This is a genomic window from Hyphomonadaceae bacterium ML37 (assembly GCA_027627685.1).
Classification (GTDB): domain Bacteria; phylum Pseudomonadota; class Alphaproteobacteria; order Caulobacterales; family Maricaulaceae; genus Oceanicaulis.
Genome location: CP091241.1, coordinates 2,862,048 through 2,878,949, shown reverse-complemented (window position 1 = coordinate 2,878,949; position 16,902 = coordinate 2,862,048). Strand labels below are relative to the sequence as shown.

General features: G+C 67.7%; 19 protein-coding genes. 9 read left to right on the top strand and 10 right to left on the bottom strand.

Annotated features, from left to right (window positions below):
- Positions 1–5: 5 nt before the first annotated feature.
- The gene (locus tag L2D01_14215; GenBank protein ID WBQ10026.1) at positions 6–560 is read left to right on the top strand and encodes a GNAT family N-acetyltransferase; all 555 of its coding nucleotides are present in this window, start codon (positions 6–8) and stop codon (positions 558–560) included.
- Here L2D01_14215 and L2D01_14210 read toward each other — a convergent pair.
- The 4 genes from L2D01_14210 to L2D01_14195 form a co-directional block, all read right to left on the bottom strand.
- Positions 557–1,366, bottom strand: coding sequence for an exodeoxyribonuclease III (locus L2D01_14210; GenBank protein WBQ10025.1), 810 nt, complete (start codon positions 1,364–1,366; stop codon positions 557–559). The two genes, L2D01_14215 and L2D01_14210, sit on opposite strands and share 4 nt — an antisense overlap.
- A gap of 19 nt (positions 1,367–1,385) precedes the next feature.
- Positions 1,386–2,000 (bottom strand): hypothetical protein, encoded by a 615-nt coding sequence (locus L2D01_14205; GenBank protein WBQ10024.1) that lies wholly within the window; start codon positions 1,998–2,000, stop codon positions 1,386–1,388.
- Positions 2,001–2,353: 353 nt separating this feature from the next.
- The gene (locus tag L2D01_14200; protein ID WBQ10023.1) at positions 2,354–4,444 is read right to left on the bottom strand and encodes an EAL domain-containing protein; all 2,091 of its coding nucleotides are present in this window, start codon (positions 4,442–4,444) and stop codon (positions 2,354–2,356) included.
- 261 nt (positions 4,445–4,705) lie between these two features.
- On the bottom strand, positions 4,706–5,710 hold the full coding sequence (locus L2D01_14195; protein WBQ10022.1) for an adenosine kinase: 1,005 nt from the start codon (positions 5,708–5,710) through the stop codon (positions 4,706–4,708).
- A 131-nt stretch (positions 5,711–5,841) separates the two neighbouring features.
- On the opposite strand from L2D01_14195, the gene L2D01_14190 reads away from it, so the two are divergent.
- A complete protein-coding gene (locus tag L2D01_14190) occupies positions 5,842–6,765 on the top strand; it encodes a hypothetical protein (protein ID WBQ10021.1) in 924 nt (307 codons plus the stop codon).
- Here L2D01_14190 and L2D01_14185 read toward each other — a convergent pair.
- The gene (locus L2D01_14185; GenBank protein WBQ10020.1) at positions 6,746–7,618 is read right to left on the bottom strand and encodes an isoaspartyl peptidase/L-asparaginase; all 873 of its coding nucleotides are present in this window, start codon (positions 7,616–7,618) and stop codon (positions 6,746–6,748) included. The genes L2D01_14190 and L2D01_14185 overlap by 20 nt on opposite strands.
- A 172-nt stretch (positions 7,619–7,790) precedes the next feature.
- Between L2D01_14185 and L2D01_14180 the strand changes: the two genes are divergently transcribed.
- Complete coding sequence (locus L2D01_14180) at positions 7,791–8,564, top strand: SDR family NAD(P)-dependent oxidoreductase (GenBank protein WBQ10019.1); 774 nt, start codon at positions 7,791–7,793, stop codon at positions 8,562–8,564.
- 3 nt (positions 8,565–8,567) lie between these two features.
- Here L2D01_14180 and tadA read toward each other — a convergent pair whose 3' ends face one another.
- On the bottom strand, positions 8,568–9,050 hold the full coding sequence (gene tadA / locus L2D01_14175; protein WBQ10018.1) for a tRNA adenosine(34) deaminase TadA: 483 nt from the start codon (positions 9,048–9,050) through the stop codon (positions 8,568–8,570).
- A gap of 38 nt (positions 9,051–9,088) precedes the next feature.
- On the opposite strand from tadA, the gene L2D01_14170 reads away from it, so the two are divergent.
- The gene (locus L2D01_14170; GenBank protein ID WBQ10017.1) at positions 9,089–9,979 is read left to right on the top strand and encodes an rRNA pseudouridine synthase; all 891 of its coding nucleotides are present in this window, start codon (positions 9,089–9,091) and stop codon (positions 9,977–9,979) included.
- Positions 9,954–10,514 (top strand): 16S rRNA (guanine(966)-N(2))-methyltransferase RsmD, encoded by a 561-nt coding sequence (gene rsmD, locus L2D01_14165; GenBank protein WBQ10016.1) that lies wholly within the window; start codon positions 9,954–9,956, stop codon positions 10,512–10,514. The genes L2D01_14170 and rsmD overlap by 26 nt, the downstream gene beginning before the upstream one ends.
- A 31-nt stretch (positions 10,515–10,545) precedes the next feature.
- Here rsmD and L2D01_14160 read toward each other — a convergent pair whose 3' ends face one another.
- Together L2D01_14160 and L2D01_14155 are read right to left on the bottom strand one after the other, a co-directional pair.
- A complete protein-coding gene (locus L2D01_14160; protein ID WBQ10015.1) occupies positions 10,546–11,358 on the bottom strand; it encodes an SDR family oxidoreductase in 813 nt (270 codons plus the stop codon).
- Between the two features lie 37 nt (positions 11,359–11,395).
- Complete coding sequence (locus tag L2D01_14155; protein WBQ10014.1) at positions 11,396–12,349, bottom strand: hydrogen peroxide-inducible genes activator; 954 nt, start codon at positions 12,347–12,349, stop codon at positions 11,396–11,398.
- A gap of 176 nt (positions 12,350–12,525) precedes the next feature.
- Between L2D01_14155 and L2D01_14150 the strand changes: the two genes are divergently transcribed.
- The 4 genes from L2D01_14150 (at position 12,526) to L2D01_14135 (ending at position 15,559) form a co-directional block, all read left to right on the top strand.
- Positions 12,526–13,077: a peroxiredoxin gene (locus tag L2D01_14150; GenBank protein ID WBQ10013.1), complete on the top strand. Its 552-nt coding sequence runs from the start codon at positions 12,526–12,528 to the stop codon at positions 13,075–13,077.
- A 96-nt stretch (positions 13,078–13,173) separates the two neighbouring features.
- Positions 13,174–13,707 carry a carboxymuconolactone decarboxylase family protein gene (locus tag L2D01_14145; protein WBQ10012.1) on the top strand — a complete coding sequence of 178 codons (534 nt, stop codon included), beginning with the start codon at positions 13,174–13,176 and terminating at the stop codon, positions 13,705–13,707.
- Between the two features lie 122 nt (positions 13,708–13,829).
- A complete protein-coding gene (locus tag L2D01_14140; GenBank protein WBQ10011.1) occupies positions 13,830–14,108 on the top strand; it encodes a hypothetical protein in 279 nt (92 codons plus the stop codon).
- Positions 14,109–14,233: 125 nt separating this feature from the next.
- The gene (locus L2D01_14135) at positions 14,234–15,559 is read left to right on the top strand and encodes a dicarboxylate/amino acid:cation symporter (GenBank protein ID WBQ10010.1); all 1,326 of its coding nucleotides are present in this window, start codon (positions 14,234–14,236) and stop codon (positions 15,557–15,559) included.
- Positions 15,560–15,618: 59 nt separating this feature from the next.
- On the opposite strand, the gene L2D01_14130 is transcribed toward L2D01_14135, so the two are convergent.
- Both L2D01_14130 and raiA read right to left on the bottom strand, forming a co-directional pair.
- Positions 15,619–16,083: a PTS sugar transporter subunit IIA gene (locus L2D01_14130; GenBank protein WBQ10009.1), complete on the bottom strand. Its 465-nt coding sequence runs from the start codon at positions 16,081–16,083 to the stop codon at positions 15,619–15,621.
- A 36-nt stretch (positions 16,084–16,119) separates the two neighbouring features.
- On the bottom strand, positions 16,120–16,782 hold the full coding sequence (gene raiA, locus L2D01_14125) for a ribosome-associated translation inhibitor RaiA (protein ID WBQ10008.1): 663 nt from the start codon (positions 16,780–16,782) through the stop codon (positions 16,120–16,122).
- Between the last annotated feature and the right edge of the window lie 120 nt (positions 16,783–16,902).

The following is a 16,902-nucleotide window of genomic DNA, read 5'->3' as shown; positions in this document are numbered from 1 at the left end:
CGAGCATGGGCGGGTCTGGAACACGGATCGAGGTGCGCACGGCGCGCTTGCGCCTCGTGGCGCTGGATGCGTGGCTGGCGCGCCTGCAATTGCACGCCCGCGACGCCTTTTTCACCACGCTGGACGCGCGCCGCGAGGCGGCCTGGCCGCCCGAGCTCAAGGACTTTTTCTCCATGGACCGCGCGCTGGCGGCGCTGGATGCAGCGCCGTACGAAGCGGGCTGGCATGGCTGGGTGTTCCTGATGCCGGTGCAGGGCGGGCCGGACCGGGCCGTGGGCGCGGGCGGGTTTCATGGCGCGCCGGGCTCCGGCGGGACCATCGAGATCAGCTACGCCATGCTGCCCAGCTTCCGCGAGCAGGGCCTGGCCACAGAAGCGGTGGAGGGCTTGCTGGACTGGGCCTTCACCCATGCCAATGTGACATCGGTGCGCGCGCGCACGCCCGCTCATCTGGCCGCCTCGCGCCGGGTGCTGGAAAAGACCGGCTTCCGCCAGACCGGTGAGGCAACCGAGAGCGGCGAGCAGGTCGCCGATTATGTGCGGGCGGCGCCGCAGCGCTAGCGCAGGTCCAGCGTCACCGGGGCGTGGTCTGAGGGCTTGTCCCAGTCGCGGCAGTCTTCCCAGACCTTGAAGCCCGCGCGGCCCGGCGACATTGCCGCCGCCTCCAGATCGCCATTGACCCAGATATGATCCAGCCGCCGGCCGCGATTGGAAACGCGCCAGTCGCGATTGCGGTAGCTCCACCAGGTGAACAGCTTCTCCGGCTCGGGCACGAGAGCGCGGGGCGCGTCGGCGAACCCGCCGGAGATGCGGATGCGTTCGAGCGCCTCGGTCTCCACCGGCGTGTGGGAGATCACGTTGAGCAATTGTTTGTGCGACCAGACATCATGCTCCAGCGGCGCGATGTTGAGATCGCCGACCAGAACGCGTGCGCCGGGCTCGCTGCGCCGGCCGGCCAGATAGGATTCCAGCGCCGCAAGAAAATCCAGCTTGTGGCGGAAGCGCGGATTGATGTCCGCATCCGGCTCGTCGCCGCCGGCGGGGATGTAGAAATTGAGGATTTCCATCCCGTCCACCTTCACACGCTGATAGCGCGCTTCAGCCTTGGGGCAGACTTTGTGGGGCTCCAGCGCCTCGATCGGCAGGCGTGAGACCACGGCCACCCCGTGCATGCCCTTCTGGCCGGTGACGGCGGCGTGGGGATAGCCCATGTCGGCGAAGGCGGCGTAGGGGAATTGATCCTCCAGGCATTTGATCTCCTGCAGGCAGATAATGTCGGGCGACGCCTCGGCGGCGAAACGGGCGATCTGGGGCGCGCGCAGCCGCACCGAATTGATGTTCCACGTCGCCAGTGTCAGCGCGCGCATGAGCCCGTCCCTTTCGCGTTCACAGAATGTTGTAGCTGGCGCCCGACACCGCCACCGGCCAGCGCCCGCGCACATAGAGCCGCCAGCGCGCCAGAAACGGATGCGGCGGCTGGTCGTCTTCAGCCTCGGCCAGCAGGACCAGCACGGCGCCGTGGGCGGCCTGGATGAGCCCTCCGGCGGCGGCGTTCACGACGTCCTCGTCATAGACATCGTCCATGGCGGCGCTGGCCTCGGCAGCTTCGCGGGCATGGTCGGCGATGCGCGCCTGCACCAGCGAGAACGCGGCATTGACCGCCTCTTCGTCGAGGCGCTCAAGCACCTGACCGGTCAGGGCGGCGCGCAGCATTTCCTCGGCCTCCCAGGCGGCCGGGTTCTGGTCCAGCGTCTCGGCCACGCCCGCAGCGTCGGCCCAGTCGCCCAGAAGCGCCGGTTCAGCCTCGGGAAAACCCAGCCCGTCCAGATAGGCGCGCGCCAGCGCCAGTTCGCGGCTGTCCAGCCGCTCGCCCAGACGCGAGAAGAAGGCCGGGTCATTGAGCGACTCGGCGAACGCGCGCGCCTTGAACAGAAGCGGGATTTCATCAAGCAGGCGGGCGATTTCGTCTTCGCCGCCGCCACGGGCATGGGGATCGGTCATGCCGGGGGTTCTAGCGCGTTTTGATGGGCGCCGGGAACCGGTTTGACAGATGAGGTTGGTTTCGCAGATGGCGCCAGACAATGCGCGCCCGGCGGCTGGGGAACCGCCGGGCGCTGCTGTCGCACCCTGGGGTGAGGGTGCGAGGTCGTGGCCGGGAGGGGTTCCGGCTTGAAGCCTGGCGACGCACGCGGGGGGACGTTGGCGCCAGGAGCGGTCCGTTTGAGGTCCGCACGTGCAAATGTGCCACAACTGACGAGGTTTGTTCAATTAAATTCGAGAAAGAATTTGGATGTTGCTGAAATAGCACATCCAAATCGGCGGCGCTGCAGCCGCCCCGTGTCCTGTCGGCCAGCCTAGCCGGCGATCCGGGCCGCTTTGGCGCCGGGTGCGGAGAAGCGTTCGAACTCGTCCAGAGGCATGGGCCGCGCGAACAGGTAGCCCTGGGCCAGCGTGGCGCCCAGATCGCGCAGTGCGGCATATTGCTCTGCGGTTTCAACGCCTTCAGCGACGGTCTTGAGCTTCAGCGAGCGGGCCATGGCCAGAATCGTCTCGACCACGATGCGCGCATGCTCGTCATCCATCATGTTGCGCACGAAGCTCTGGTCGATCTTGAACACGTCGAACGGCATGCGGGTCAGATAGGACAGGCTGGAATGGCCGGTGCCGAAATCGTCGATGGCGAAGGTCACGCCCATCTCGCGCAGCGGCGCGATCTGCGCGATGACCCGCTCGGGATCGCGCATGGCGGTGGATTCAGTCAGCTCCAGTTCCAGGAGCTCGGGCGGCAGGCCGGATTCCTCCAGCGCATCCATCACGCTTCTGGCGAAGTTTTCGCTCTCGAACTGCATGGCCGAGACATTGACCGCCACCGGCTTGGTCAGGCCGCTGGCGCGCAGGGCCTGGGCGTCGCGGCAGGCGCGGCGCAGCACCCAGTCGCCAATCTCACCGATCAGCCCGCATTCCTCGGCGGCCTGAATGAACGCGCCCGGCGCCAACATGCCGGCGGTGGGGTGGCGCCAGCGCACCAGCGCTTCGGAGCCCGCAATGGACCCGTCAGCAAAGCTGATCTTGGGCTGGTAGAACACCACCAGCTGGTCGTCACGCACGGCCTCGCGCAGCTCGTTCTCCAGCACCAGGCGCTCAAACGCGCTGCGGTTCATGGAGGCTTCGAAATATTCATACGCATTGCCGCCGCTGCGCTTGGCCGCGGCCATGGCGAGGTCGGCGTGGCGCAGCAGGGTCTCGGGATCGTCGCCGTCGCGCGGGAACAGGGCGATGCCCGCCGACAGGCCCAGGAAGACCTGATGGCCGGAAATCTCGAACGGGCGGCGCACCGAATCGATGATCCGGCGGGCCAGGCGCGCCGCGTCGGCCGGATCGTTCACCTTGGGCAGCAGCACCGTGAACTCGTCTCCGCCCAGGCGCGCCACCATGGACGGCTCGGAGCCGCCTTCGCCATGGGCGAGATCCCAGCCGCGGGCCGCTTCGCGCAGCCGGCGCGCCACGGCGTCCAGCAGCCGGTCGCCTTCGCCGATGCCGAGTGAGTCATTGACCCGCTTGAACCGGTCGAGATCGAGGAAGAGCACTGCGCCCTCCTGACCGTCCGCGGCTTCGCGGGTGACGCGCTCGACTTCCTTGCGGAAGCGTTCGCGGTTGGGCAGCTCGGTGATCATGTCCACATAGGCCAGGCGATGGACGCGCTTCACGCTGGCTTCCAGGCGCGCGAACATGCGGTTGAAGGCATTGGCCAGCAATTCCAGCTCGTCGCCGGTGCGGATATCGATGCGGATGTCCAGATTGCGCGAGGATGCGGCGCGGGCCGCCTCGATCAGCTTGCGCATGGGGCTCAGCGCGCGGCTCACCACCAGCGCCACCAGCGGCAGGAAGACCAGCAGCGCGCCCAGAGCAATGAGCAGTTGGCGGCGCAGAATCTCGCCGGCGGGGCGCGCCACGGCCTGGATCGGCACCACCACGACGATGGCCCCCACCAGGCGGCCGTCGTGGAAGGCCGGCGCGGCGACATGAATGTCCTGACCGATGGTTTCGACGCGCGTGTCCACGGCGCCCAGCGCCGACTGGATCAGCGCGTCAGCGGCGCGCATGCCCGGATTGACCGGCACGTCGCCCTCTGACGCCAGCACAATGCGGCTGACATTGACGGCGTAGATGCCGTCCACGTCGGCGCGGTCGGCGAACTGGCCCAGGCGCGTGACCAGAAAGCCCGCATCGCCGCTGGCGATGGCCGGGGCGAGGGTGGTGGCGAACAGCTCGGTGATGATCTGTGCATGCTGCAGACCGGTTTCGGTGTTTTCAGCGCGCTTGAGGTAGTACTCCACGCTCATCAGGGCAGCCGTCGCGAGGATCAGGATCAGGCCGCACAGCAGCGTGAACTTGATGACCAGCGAACGCATGACGCGTGAAATCGCATGTCTGATCGGCGCCATGTCCCCTCCCGAGCACACCTGCAGGCCGTCTTCGGACGAGACCCTGCCACGGGGACAGCATTGCGTGCTGTGCTGAATATAGGGTTAAGCGGCTGAAACCGTTCATTGAGCCGAATTCAGGCGGGGGCAATGAGTAAAACTACTCAGAGGCGGGGGTGGAAGCCGAACCACCAGCCCACGCCAAAAGCAACAAACCCGCGCCGGAACCGTTGGCGCGGGCTCGTCTTCAGCCACGTTCGATAGTGTTGGCCCGGCAGATGCCTACCGGTCCAGCGACAGCCCCGCCTTGGCGGCGAGATCCTTAAGGTCGGCGTGGGGGCGGGCGCCGAAATGGGTGATGACTTCGCCCGCGGCGATGACGCCGAGGCGTCCGCAGGTCTCCAGATCGCGGCCCAGTGCATAGCCGGTGAGGAAGCCGGCGGCGAACTGGTCGCCGGCGCCCGTCGTGTCCACGAGGCGCTCGATTTTGGTGGCCGGCACGCGGGCCTCCTCCTGTCCCGACACGATCACGGCGCCTTTTTCAGAGCGTGTGACGGCGGCGATGCGGGTTTCGGCGCGCACGGCGGCCAGGGCCTCGTCGAAATTGTCGGTCTCGTAGAGGGATTTCAGTTCAGCCTCGTTGGCGAACAACACGTCCACATGGTGGCGCACCAGCTGGCGGAAGCTTGCCCGGTGGCGCTCCACGCAGAAAATGTCCGACAGGGTGAGGGCCACGGCGCGGCCGGCGGCGGCGGCGAGCTCGGACGCGCGCACATAGGCGGCCTTGGCCTCCTCGCGGTCGAACAGATAGCCCTCCAGGAACACAACGCGGGCGGCGGCGACCAGATCGCGGTCGATGTCATCGGGGTCCAGCAGGGTGGACGCGCCCAGATAGGTGTTCATCGCCCGGCGCGCATCAGGCGGCACAGCGATCAGGCAGCGCGCCGTGGATGGTCCGCCGCTTAAGGGCGCGGTGTCGAAATGAACCCCCGCCGCGCGCAGGTCGCGCGCGAAGGTCTGGCCCAACCCGTCATCAGCGACCTTGCCGATATAGGCGCCGCGCGCCCCGAAGCTGGCGACGCCCGCCAGCGTGTTGGCCGCTGACCCGCCGGAGATTTCCTCGCCTTCGGGGAAGGCCGCATAGAGCGCATCGGCGCGCGCTTCGTCGATGAGGATCATCGCGTCCTTGACCAGGCCGTGGGCCTCGATGAAGGCCTCATCCACGGGGGCGAGCACGTCGACAATGGCGTTGCCGACGCCCAGGACGTCGAAGCGGGTTTCGGACATGGGAGGCCTTTCAAAAAGGGCGGGAAGGAGGGCAGGCGGATTGGAAGACCCGGACTTAGCCTGCATGACGTCCCGGCTCAAGGCGCCGCAGAGGCTGGCGTGAGGCGCGCCGCCACGTTAAGGCCCCGCCCATGAGCGCACGGGTCTGTTTTCTCACCTCCGCCGACATGATGAAGGACCGCCCGGGCGCGCGGACCGACTGGGTGGAGTTCGACCTGGAATTCGACGCCCTGGCGGGCGCCTGCACCGATATCGGCATTTCGCTGGAGCACCGCGTTTGGGACGAGGCGTTCGACGCATCGCTCTTTGACGGCTTCATGATCGGCACGGTGTGGGACTATCCGCCCAAGCTGGCGCTGTTTCTGGAGACCATCGACCGGCTGGCCGGCCATGGCCCGGTGTGGAACCCGCCCTCGGTGGTGCGCTGGAATATCGAGAAGACCTATCTCAGGGCGCTGGAGGAGGCGGGCGCGCCGGCCATCCCGACGCTATGGCGGGAACGCGCCGATGCTGCCGCGATCACTGACGGTTTTGCGCTGTTCGACACCGACCGTCTGGTGGTGAAGCCCCTGGTAGGCGGGGGCGCATGGCGCCAGGCGCTGATCCGGCGCGGAGAGGCGCTGCCCGGCGCTGACGCCCTGCCGCCCGGCGCCTGCCTGATCCAGCCCTTCCTGCCCAGCGTGCCCGAGGAGGGCGAGTATTCGCTGATGTTCTTCGGCGGCGAATTTTCCCACGCCCTGGTCAAGCGCCCCAAGGCGGGCGATTACCGCGTCCAGTCCATGTTCGGCGCCCGCGAAGAGGTCTGGACGCCGGGCGAGAGCGATCTGGCGCTGGCGCGCAGCGTGCTGGACGCCGCCGCGCAGATCACCGGCGAGGCGGACCTGCTCTATGCCCGTGTGGACATGGTGCGCGGCCTCGATGGCCAGCTGGCCGTGATGGAGCTCGAAGTCATCGAGCCGTATTTCTATCCCGAGCAGGGCCCAGACATGGGCGAGGTGTTCGCCCGCGCACTTCAGGCCAAGCTCACGGGCGGCGCTATTTCACACCGGCGGTGATGCGCCCGTCCGTGTGGACGATGGCGTGCTTCATGCCGGGTGAGTTGTACTGCGCGCTGACGGCGCCCGACGCGTCCACGGCGATGATGCCGCCCTCGCCGCCCAGATGTCCCACATCATCCAGCGCGCCCTTGACCGCCGCCTCCAGGTCCGCGCCAGCATAGCGCACGCGTGCCGACACATCGGCGGCGGCGTTGGCGCGCATAAAGAACTCGCCCTGGCCGGTGCACGACACCGCCACGCGTTCGTCCGCCCAGGTGCCTGATCCGATAATGGGCGTGTCGCCGACCCGGCCCCACACCTTGTTGAGCGTGCCGCCCGTCGACGTAGCTGCCGCCAGCGCGCCGGAGGCATCCAGCGCCACTGCGCCCACCGTGCCGGTGGGAATAGCGCGATTGTCGGGCGCGGCAGCGGAGATGTAATAGCCCTCGGGGTCGCGCACCGGCGCGAGGCCGCGCTCGCGCACGAAATGCGCCGCGCCCGCGCCCGCCAGCAGGACATGGGGCGTGTGATCCATCACCGCGCGCGCCGCGTCCACCGGCGACAGATAGCCTTCCAGCGCCGACACCGCCCCGGCCCGGCGCGCGCGCCCGTCCATGACGGCGGCGTCCAGCTCATAACGCCCGGCGCGGTTGGGCGCGCTGCCCTTGCCCGCCACATAGAGCCCGGAGATTTCCATGGCGCGCACCATGTCGCACACGACATCCAGGGCATCGGCGCCCGCTTCCAGCGCGGCGCGGCCCTCTTCGGCGAGATTGCGCAGGTGCGCGATCTCCACATCATAGGACCGCTCGGCGAGCACGCCGGCGCCGCCATGCAGAACGAGGGCGGACCTGGGGGCGGTCTGGGTCATACAGTTGTCTCCGGTGAAAGCGTGGGCGTGCTCTAGCAGAGGCAAAGCCCGGCTCCAAGGCGCGGGGCTTTTCCTCGCGCTTCCCTCGCTCGCCCGCGCGCGCTATGTCCGGGGCGACCCGCGCGGATGCGCGACGACATCACAGACCACCAGCTTTCAAGGGAAGACACTCATGGACATCAACGGCAAGGCAGCGATCGTCACCGGCGGGGCTTCGGGCCTGGGCGAGGGCACGGCCCGGCGCCTGGCCGCCGAGGGCGCCAAGGTCGCCCTCTTCGATCTCAACGAGGCGCGCGGCCAATCCGTCGCAGCCGAGATCGGCGGCGTGTTCGCCAAGGTCAATGTGGCCGATGTGGACAGCGTGAAGGCCGGGTTCGAGATCGCGCGCGCCGCCCACGGGCAGGAGCGGATCATGGTCAATTGCGCCGGCATTGGCTGGGCGGAGAAGACCGCGCGCCGCTCGTCGGCCGGCGATATCGTGATGCACCAGCTCGACAAGTTCGCCCTTGTGGTCAGCATCAATCTCGTCGGCTCGTTCAACTGCGCGGCGCTGTCGGCGGCGGGCATGCTGACCCTGGACCCCGACGCGTCCGGGCGCGGCGTGATCGTCAATACCGCCTCGGTCGCCGCCCAGGATGGGCAGATCGGCCAGGTGGCCTATTCCGCCTCCAAGGGCGGGATTTACGGCATGACCCTGCCCATGGCGCGCGATCTGGCGCGCGAGGGCGTGCGGGTGAACACCATCTTGCCAGGCTTTTTCGAAACCCCGATCTACGAGCAGATGCCGCCGGAAGTGAAAACCAATCTCGCCAGCCATCTGCAATTCCCCCAGCGCTTCGGCACCCCGGCCGAGTTCGCCGATCTGGTCGCGTTCATGGCGAAAAACGACTACATCAACGCCGAATGCGTGCGTCTGGATGCGGGCGCCCGCATGCCGCCGAAATAGGGGTCAGTCCTCAGACGCTTTGGGGCGGCGGCGCGCGCGGAAAAAATCCTTCAGCAGCGCTGCCGCCTCTTCGCTCCGCACGCCGCTGGTCACCTCCGGGCGCCAGTGGCAGGTGGGCTGGGTGAAGAAGCGGGGGCCGTGCGCCACGGCGCCGCCCTTCACATCGTCCGCGCCATACACGAGGCGCCCGATGCGGGCATGGCTGATGGCGCCGGCGCACATGGCGCAGGGTTCCAGCGTCACATAGAGGGTGAGGCCGGTGAGCCGGTAATTGCCCAGAACTTGCGCCGCTGCGCGCAGGGCGAGGATCTCGGCGTGGCCGGTGGGATCGAGGCCGGAAATCGGGGCGTTGCCGGCCTGGGCGATGACCTTTCCGGTGGCCGGATCGACGATCACGGCGCCCACGGGCGTCTCGCCCGCAGACGCTGCGGCTTGCGCCCGGGCCAGCGCCCGTCCCATAAACGCGTGATCGTGCGCATCGCTCATGGATGCGCCATAGCCTTGGCCCGGAGGCCAGTAAAGCCTTGAGCGAGACAGACGACGACCAGGCCGGGTCCGGCGAGCGCATCGCCAAGGCGCTGGCCCATGCCGGCGTGGCCTCGCGCCGCGAGGTGGAGCGGCTGATCGCGGCAGGGCGCGTGGCGGTCAATGGCAAGGTGCTCGACACCCCGGCCTTCAAGGTCACGCCCGACGACATCATCACCGTGGACGGCAAGGTGGCGGGCCCGCGTCCGCCCACCCGCCTGTGGCGCTATCACAAGCCGGCGGGCCTGGTGACCACCCATGCCGACCCCCAGGGGCGCGAGACCGTGTTCGCCGCCCTGCCCAGAGATCTGGGCCGGGTGATCTCGGTGGGCCGGCTCGATCTCAATTCCGAAGGCCTGATGCTGCTGACCAATGATGGCGAGCTGGCGCGGGTGCTGGAACTGCCCGCCACCGCCTGGACGCGCCGCTACCGCGTGCGCGCCTTTGGCGATGTGGACGATTCGGCGCTGGCGCGCCTGGCCGCCGGGGTGACGGTGGAAGGGATCAGCTATGGCCCGGTGGAGGTGGCGGTGGACCGCCATACCGGGTTTAATGTCTGGCTGACCGTGGGCCTGAAAGAGGGCAAGAACCGCGAAGTGCGCAAAGTACTCGCTCATGTGGGGCTGACGGTGAACCGGCTGTTGCGCACTGCCTATGGCCCGTTCCAGCTGGGCTCGCTGGAGCGCGGCAAGGTGGAGGAAGTGCGCCTGAGCGTGCTGCGCGAACAGATGGGCAAGCTCTACCGCCTCGGGCCTGACGGTCATCCGCTGAAAGCCGGCGAGGCCGCGAAGGCGCCCGCCAAGACCGAGGACGGCGTGCGTGGTCCCGGCCGGGCCAAGCGGCGCGAACCCAAGGGACCGACCCATGCGGATCGTCGCCGGCGTCCATAAGGGCCGCCCGATCGCCGCCCCGCGCGGCATGACCACCCGGCCCACGTCGGACCGGGCGCGCGAGTCCATGTTCAACAAGCTCGTCCATGCGCCGTGGGCGCCGGACCTCACCGGCGCGCGGGTGATCGATGTGTTCGCAGGTTCCGGCGCGCTGGGCTTTGAGGCGCTGTCGCGCGGGGCGGGCTTTGTGTTGTTCGTGGAGACCGATCCCGGCGCGCGCGGCGCCATCCGCACCAATGTGGAGGCGTTCCAGGCCTTCGGCGTCACCAAGCTGCACAAGGGCGACGCCGTCGCGCTGGGTCCCAAGCCGGACAAGCTGGGCCCGCCCTTTGCGCTGGCTTTGCTCGATCCGCCCTATGGCAAGGGTCTGGGTGAGCGCGCACTCGCCAAACTTCACGCGGGCGGCTGGCTGGCCGAGGGCGCGCTGGCGGTGCTGGAGACCGGCGCGGACGAAGAGCCTGACCTGACCGGCTGGGAGGTGCTCGACACCCAAGCCAGCGGCGCGGCGCGCTTCTGGTTCGTGACGCGGGGCTGAGGTAGGCTTCCCGGCCCCTGCTACCCGTCCCCTACTTCCCGTCCATCGTCTTTTCCTGACGCGCCATCAGGGCGCGGGCCAGCGGGTCGGGCAGGATGCGGGCCAGGCCCGTCATGAATTTGTAGAAGGCGCCGGGCACGCGCAGGGGCACGCCGCGCTCCACCGCGTCATAGCCGGCGGCGGCCACATCCTCGGCCTTGAGCATCCAGTACCCAGGCACGTTGGACACGGTCTCGCGCGCGCCGTTCACGTCGTGAAACTCCGACCAGGTATAGCCCGGCGCGACCGCCGTGACGTGGACGCCCTTGTCGCGAAGCTCCGCGCCCAGCGCCTCGGACGCCTTGATCAGCAGCGCCTTGATGCCGGGATACATCGTGCCGGAATAGCGCGTATGCGCCTTGGCGATGGGCACCAGCGCCGAGACTGAGGAGATATTGATGATGCGCCCGAAGCCGCGCTGCGCCATGCCGGGCGCTGTGAGGTGCATGAGTTTGAGATAGCTGGTGACCATCAGTTCCAGAAACCGCGCCTGATCATCCCAGCTGGTCTCGCAGAAATGGCCCGGCTGGCCGGCGCCGGCATTATTCACGAGGCCATCGATCTGGCGCCCGGCCTTGGCGACGGCGTCAAAGATCGCTTGCGGCGCGGCTGGGTCGGCGAGATCCGCGGCGATGACCAGCGTGTCCACGCCATGTTTCTCTTTCATCTCGGCGGCCAGCGCCTCCAGCTTGTCCTCGCGCCGCGCCACCACGGCGAGATCCCAGCCATGGCTGGCGAACTCGCGCGCGAAGGCGGCCCCGATGCCGGACGAGGCGCCGGTGACGAGAACGAGTTTGCGGGCCATGGCGTAAGCTCCTTGCGGCGGCGGACAGTAGAGAAGATCAGGCGGACGGTTGCGCGTGGGCGGCGGCGTGTCCAGACGGCGCGGCCAGCTCTTTACGGATCGCGTCGCCCAGGGTGCGGGTTTCGTCAGCGCGGGCCGAGCCCTTGCGCCAGACCAGGCCGATCTCGCGGCCCACAACCGGCGGATCGAAGGGGCGAATGGTCAGGTCCATCTGGTCGGCGAGACCGGCATCCACCGCCATGCGCGGCAGAAGGGTCGCCCCCAACCCGCTGCGCACCATCTGGATCAGCGTGTGCAGGCTGGTGGCGGCGAAGTCGGAACGGCCCGCGCCGCGCCGCTCCGGGCTGGCGGCGCAGACGGTCAGAGCGTGATCGCGCAGGCAGTGCCCGTCTTCGAGCAGCAGGAGCTGCACGCCGGCCAGCATGCCGGTCGTCAGTTTGGGAACATTTGAGAGCGGATGATCGGGCGGGGCGGCGAACAGGAATTCGTCGGCCATCAGCACCTGCGTCTCCAGCCCGTCCGCCTCATAGGGCAGGGCGATGACGGCGGCGTCGAGGCGCCGGTCTCTCAGTGCATCGACCAGGCGATGGGTCAGGTCCTCGCGCAGGAACAGCTCCAGCGCCGGGAAGCGCGTGCGCAGATCGGGCAGGGCGCGCGGCAGCAGGAAGGGCGCGATGGTGGGGATGACGCCCAGCCGGAACGGCCCGCTGAGCGGCTGGCCGGCCGCGCGGGCGGCATGGACCAGGTCTTCAGCCTCGGTCAATACGACGCGGGCGCGCGCCACAGCGGTTTCGCCCGCCGGGGTCAAGGCCGCGCCCCGGGCGCTGCGCTCCACCAGGGTGGCGTTGAGGATGCCCTCCAGCTCCTTGATGGCGGCGGACAGGCTGGGCTGGGTGACGTGACTCATCTCGGCGGCGCGCGAAAACGTGCCGTGATCGGCCAGCGCGACCAGGAAACGGAGTTGGCGCAACGTGGGCAGAAGCGTGCTCATGGCTATTGAGATAGGCTATGGAGGCCAGAGTGACAATCCATTGGATTTATCGCCCCGGCCTACCATATGGAGAAGGCGATGCTGCACTGCCGCAAAGAATATTGCAGCGCAGCCAGACTGGCGCGGTCCCGCCGCGCCGGCGCTTTTGCAGGTTCAAGGTTCAACAGGAGAGTTACATGCTCGGTATTGGCGACAAGCTGCCGCAATTCGAAGTCACTGGCGTAAAGCCGAAATTCAATGCGCACGAAGAAAATGGCGTATCGGCCTTCGAGCCGATCACCCACGAGAGCTTTCCCGGCAAGTGGAAAGTGATCGTATTCTACCCGAAGGATTTCACCTTCGTGTGCCCGACCGAGATCGTGGCCTTCGCCAAGCTGAACGGCGAGTTCGCTGATCGCGACGCGGTGGTGATGACCGGCTCCACCGACAACGAGTTCTGCAAGCTGGCCTGGCGCCGCGAGCATGCCGACCTGCGCTCGCTCGATCAGTGGCAGTTCGCGGACCCGACCGGCTCGCTGGTGGACGCGCTGGGCGTGCGCTCGCCTGAAGGCGTGGCCTATCGCTACACCTATATCATCGACCCGCATGGCGAGATCCAGCACGTCTATGCGAATAATCTCAATGTCGGCCGCAATCCGGAAGACACGCTGCGCGTCCTTGATGCGCTGCAGACCGACGATCTCTGCCCGTGCAACCGCCAGGTCGGCGGCGAGACGCTGGCGGCCTAAGACTTCCCTATGCCTGCGGCCGGACGCGCGACCCCCGTCCGGCCGCTGTGCGCCTTTTGACGCCTCCTCCCCCCATAAAAAATCAGGAATGCCCCGATGAGCCTCGACGCGCTGAAAGACTCCCTTCCCGACTACGCCAAGGACATCAAGCTGAACCTGTCCTCGCTGGCGCGCGAAAACGTGCTGAACGACCAGAAGAAATTCGGCTGCTTCCTGGCCAGCGCCTATGCTGTCGGCGAACCGGCGGTGGTGCGCGCCCTGGGCGCCGAGTTTGAAGGCAAGCTGTCGCCCGAAGCGGCCCAGGCGGCCAAGGCCGCCGCCGCGATCATGGGCATGAACAATGTCTATTACCGCTTCGTGCACCTGTCTTCGTCCAAGGATTACAAGACCCTGTCCGCGCGCCTGCGCATGAACGTCATCGCCAATCCGGGCGTGGACAAAGCCGATTTCGAGCTGTGGTCGCTGGCGGTGTCGGCCATTAATGGCTGCGGCATGTGTATCGACGCGCACGAACACGAACTGCGCCAGGCCGGCCTCACCACCGAGCAGATCCAGGCCGCCGTGCGCATCGCCTCGGTGGTCAACGCCGCCAGCGCAATCCTGCGCGCGGAAGCCGCTGCGGCGGCCTGACCGACGTCAGCGCGCCGCAACTGCATCCAGGCCGTTCTGCCCGTCCGCGCGCTCCGTGGGCGGGCGGATTGCGTGTGAGCGCAGGCTTTGACAGGCGGTTAATTTGTCCGTATAGTGAGCAAATGACCCACGCACTCGACCAGTCCGAACATGCACGCCGCGCCCGGGACAGGGGCCGGACGACGCGTGCGTGGACCTGGTTTTCGCGCCGCACCATCGAGGCGGGCAGCCATTATCGCGATCTGAGCTGGCGCACCGTGTGGGTCCAGGCGGCGATGGCGGCGGGTCTGATCGTAATGTCGCGGATTGACCCGGGTTTCGCCCTGGCGCCCTGGGCGCTGCTGGCCGGCGTTGTCTGGTCGTTGCTGATTGCGCGCATCGCCCTTCTCAAGCTGACCTGACCGCCTGAGCTGATCATCCAGAGACGACGGCCGCAGACGCCTTGCGCCGCGGCGTTGACCTTGGGCGCGGGCGGCTTAGGCTGTCACGTTGTTGAACGGCTGGCGGCCAATCAAAAGGGGCTCTCATGACTTGGTGGTTCGGGACCGCGCTGTGGATGCGCGTGCTGGGCGCGCTTGCGCTGGGCGTGGTGTTTGCGCTGGTGCTGGCCCAGGTGATGGGCCAGGAGGCGGCGGCCGCCTTCATCAGCAGCTTCGTCCAGCCAGCGGGCGAGCTGTTTTTCAACCTGATCCGCATGCTCATCATCCCGCTGATCCTGACCACGCTGGTGGCCGGGGTGGTCAGTCTGGGCGATCCCAAGAAGCTCGGCTCCATCGGCGGCAAGGCGGTGGCGCTGTATCTGGTCACGACGTTCTTTGCGGTGTGGATCGGCATTGGCTTTGGCCTGGCCTTCCAGCCGGGCGCCGGGGTCAATCTGGGCGGGGCCGAGCCGATCCCCGTGGACACCAATGCGCCGGGCATTATCGAGCGCCTGATCGCCATCGTGCCGACCAATCCGGTGGCGGCGATGGCCGACACCGACGTGCTGGCCGTGATCTTTTTCGCGATCCTGCTGGGCATCGCCATCATCATGGCGGGCAAGTCCGGCAAGCCTGTTGGCGATCTGTTCAGCTCGGCCGCCGATGTGGTGCTGAAAATCACCCATATCGTGATGGAAGTGGCGCCGTTCGGCGTGTTCGCCCTGGTCGCCCACACCGTGGCCACGCAAGGCATCGAGGCGCTGGCTTCCGTGGCTGTGCTGATCGTCACGGTGTATCTGGCGCTGATCGCCCATGCGATCATCGTCTATGGCGGGTTCATCCGCTTTGTCCTGAACCTGCCGGTATTCAGCTTTGCGCGCGGCATTGTCGACGCCCAGGCGGTGGCCTTTTCGACAGCTTCGAGCGCGGGCACCCTGCCAGTGACCATCGCCAATGTGGTGAATAATCTCGGTGTGAAGCGGTCTGTGGCCGGGTCGGTGCTGCCGCTGGGCGCCACCATCAATATGGACGGCACAGGCATTTATCTGGGCATTCTGGCGCTCTTTACGGCCCAGGCCTTCGGCTATGATCTGGACCTGATGCAATACACTATGATTGCGCTGACGGCGGCTCTGGCCTCGATCGGCGCGGCGGGCATTCCCAGCGCCGGGCTGTTCCTTCTGGCGATCGTGCTGGGCACGTTCGACGTGCCGCCCGAGCAGATCGCCATCATTGTCGGCTTCATCCTGCCGGTGGACCGGATCATGGACATGGCGCGCACCACGGTGAACGTGACCGGCGACGCCATGGTCGCCACGGCGGTGGCCAAATGGGAGGGTGAGCTGGACGAGGACCGTTTCCGTGCGCCGGCTGACAAGCCCTACACCGCACCCGACCGTGCACCGGACGTGGCGGACGCGGATCGCGACTGAACGCGTATATCTGGATTGAACGGATGACGTGCGCCTGACCGGGCTCTTGCGCGCCGGACTCAGGCGGCGTTGGAGCGCACGCTGCCAGCGATAATGGCGCCGATGGCGTCGGCGTCCGGCGCGGCGCGCACGGCCCGGCGCACATCCTCGCGCCGGAACAGGCGGGAGATCTGAGCCAGCGCCTTGAGGTGTTCTGCACCGGCGTCTTCGGGCGCCAGCAGCAGGAACACCAGATCGGCCGGCTGGCCGTCCACGGCGTCAAAGTCCACGCCCTGCTTGAGGCGCGCAAACACGCCGCACACCCGGTCCACCAGATCGGTGCGAGCATGGGGGATGGCCACGCCGTCGCCAACGCCGGTGGAGCCGAGGCGCTCGCGCTCGATGACGGCGTCCAGCACCGGCCGGCATGGCGTATTCAGCGTGCGCTGCGCCAGTTCGGCCAACCCGTGGAGGGCCTGCTTGCGGCTCGTGGCGTTCATATCCGCCACAATGCCGCCCTGCGGAATCAAGTCGATCAAGGTCATGTCCTGCTCAGCCAGACTGAAGCGCGGATCGCGCCGTCAGGCGGAGACGCTTGCGCCCGCCGCCGGCTTCGCGCCGTCTTTAGCGCTTCGCGCCGGATCAATCCAGCCCACATGTCCGTCGGGGCGCCGGTAGACGATGTTGACCGCGCTGTTGACCGCATTGCGGAACATCAAGAAGGGCGCATCGGCCAGATCCATCTCGAGCACCGCCATGGAGACGGTCAGGGTGCGCAGCTCGCCGGCGGTCTCTGCTATGATCACCGGCTCGTCGCCGCCCACCGCGCCGCCGTCATCGTCCTCGTCCAGATCGGCGTCCACATCCGCGTCCGCCGCGCCATTGCGCCGCCCCGACTGCAGGACTTTGATAGACGCGCTTTCCGCGGGCAGGGCCGCCTTGTTGTCAGCGTGGTGATCTTTCAGCCGGCGCTTGTAGCGGCGCAGGCGCTTTTCCAGCCTTTGGGAGGCCGCTTCGGCCGCGGCATAGGCGTCTTCGCCCGAGCCCGACGCCTGCAAGAACGCGCCGGACGGCAGGTGCAGCGAACAGTCGACCTTGAACCCGAACCCCTCCTTGGCGGCCACGACGAAAGCTTCGGCGGGGCGGCTGAAATACTTCGCCGCCGCGTCGGATACGCGCAGTTCGATACGCTCGCGCAGGGCGGGCGAGACGTCGATGCCTTTGGAGACGAACTGGATTTGCATGGGAACTCCCTTTGCAGCCTGTGGCCGCGCACCGCATTCGGCGCATTCGGGCTCTCCCGCCGCGCCGGTGCGCGGCCCGCTCCCGATCAGGGGCGGGTAGATACGGTATCGGCGCACAAC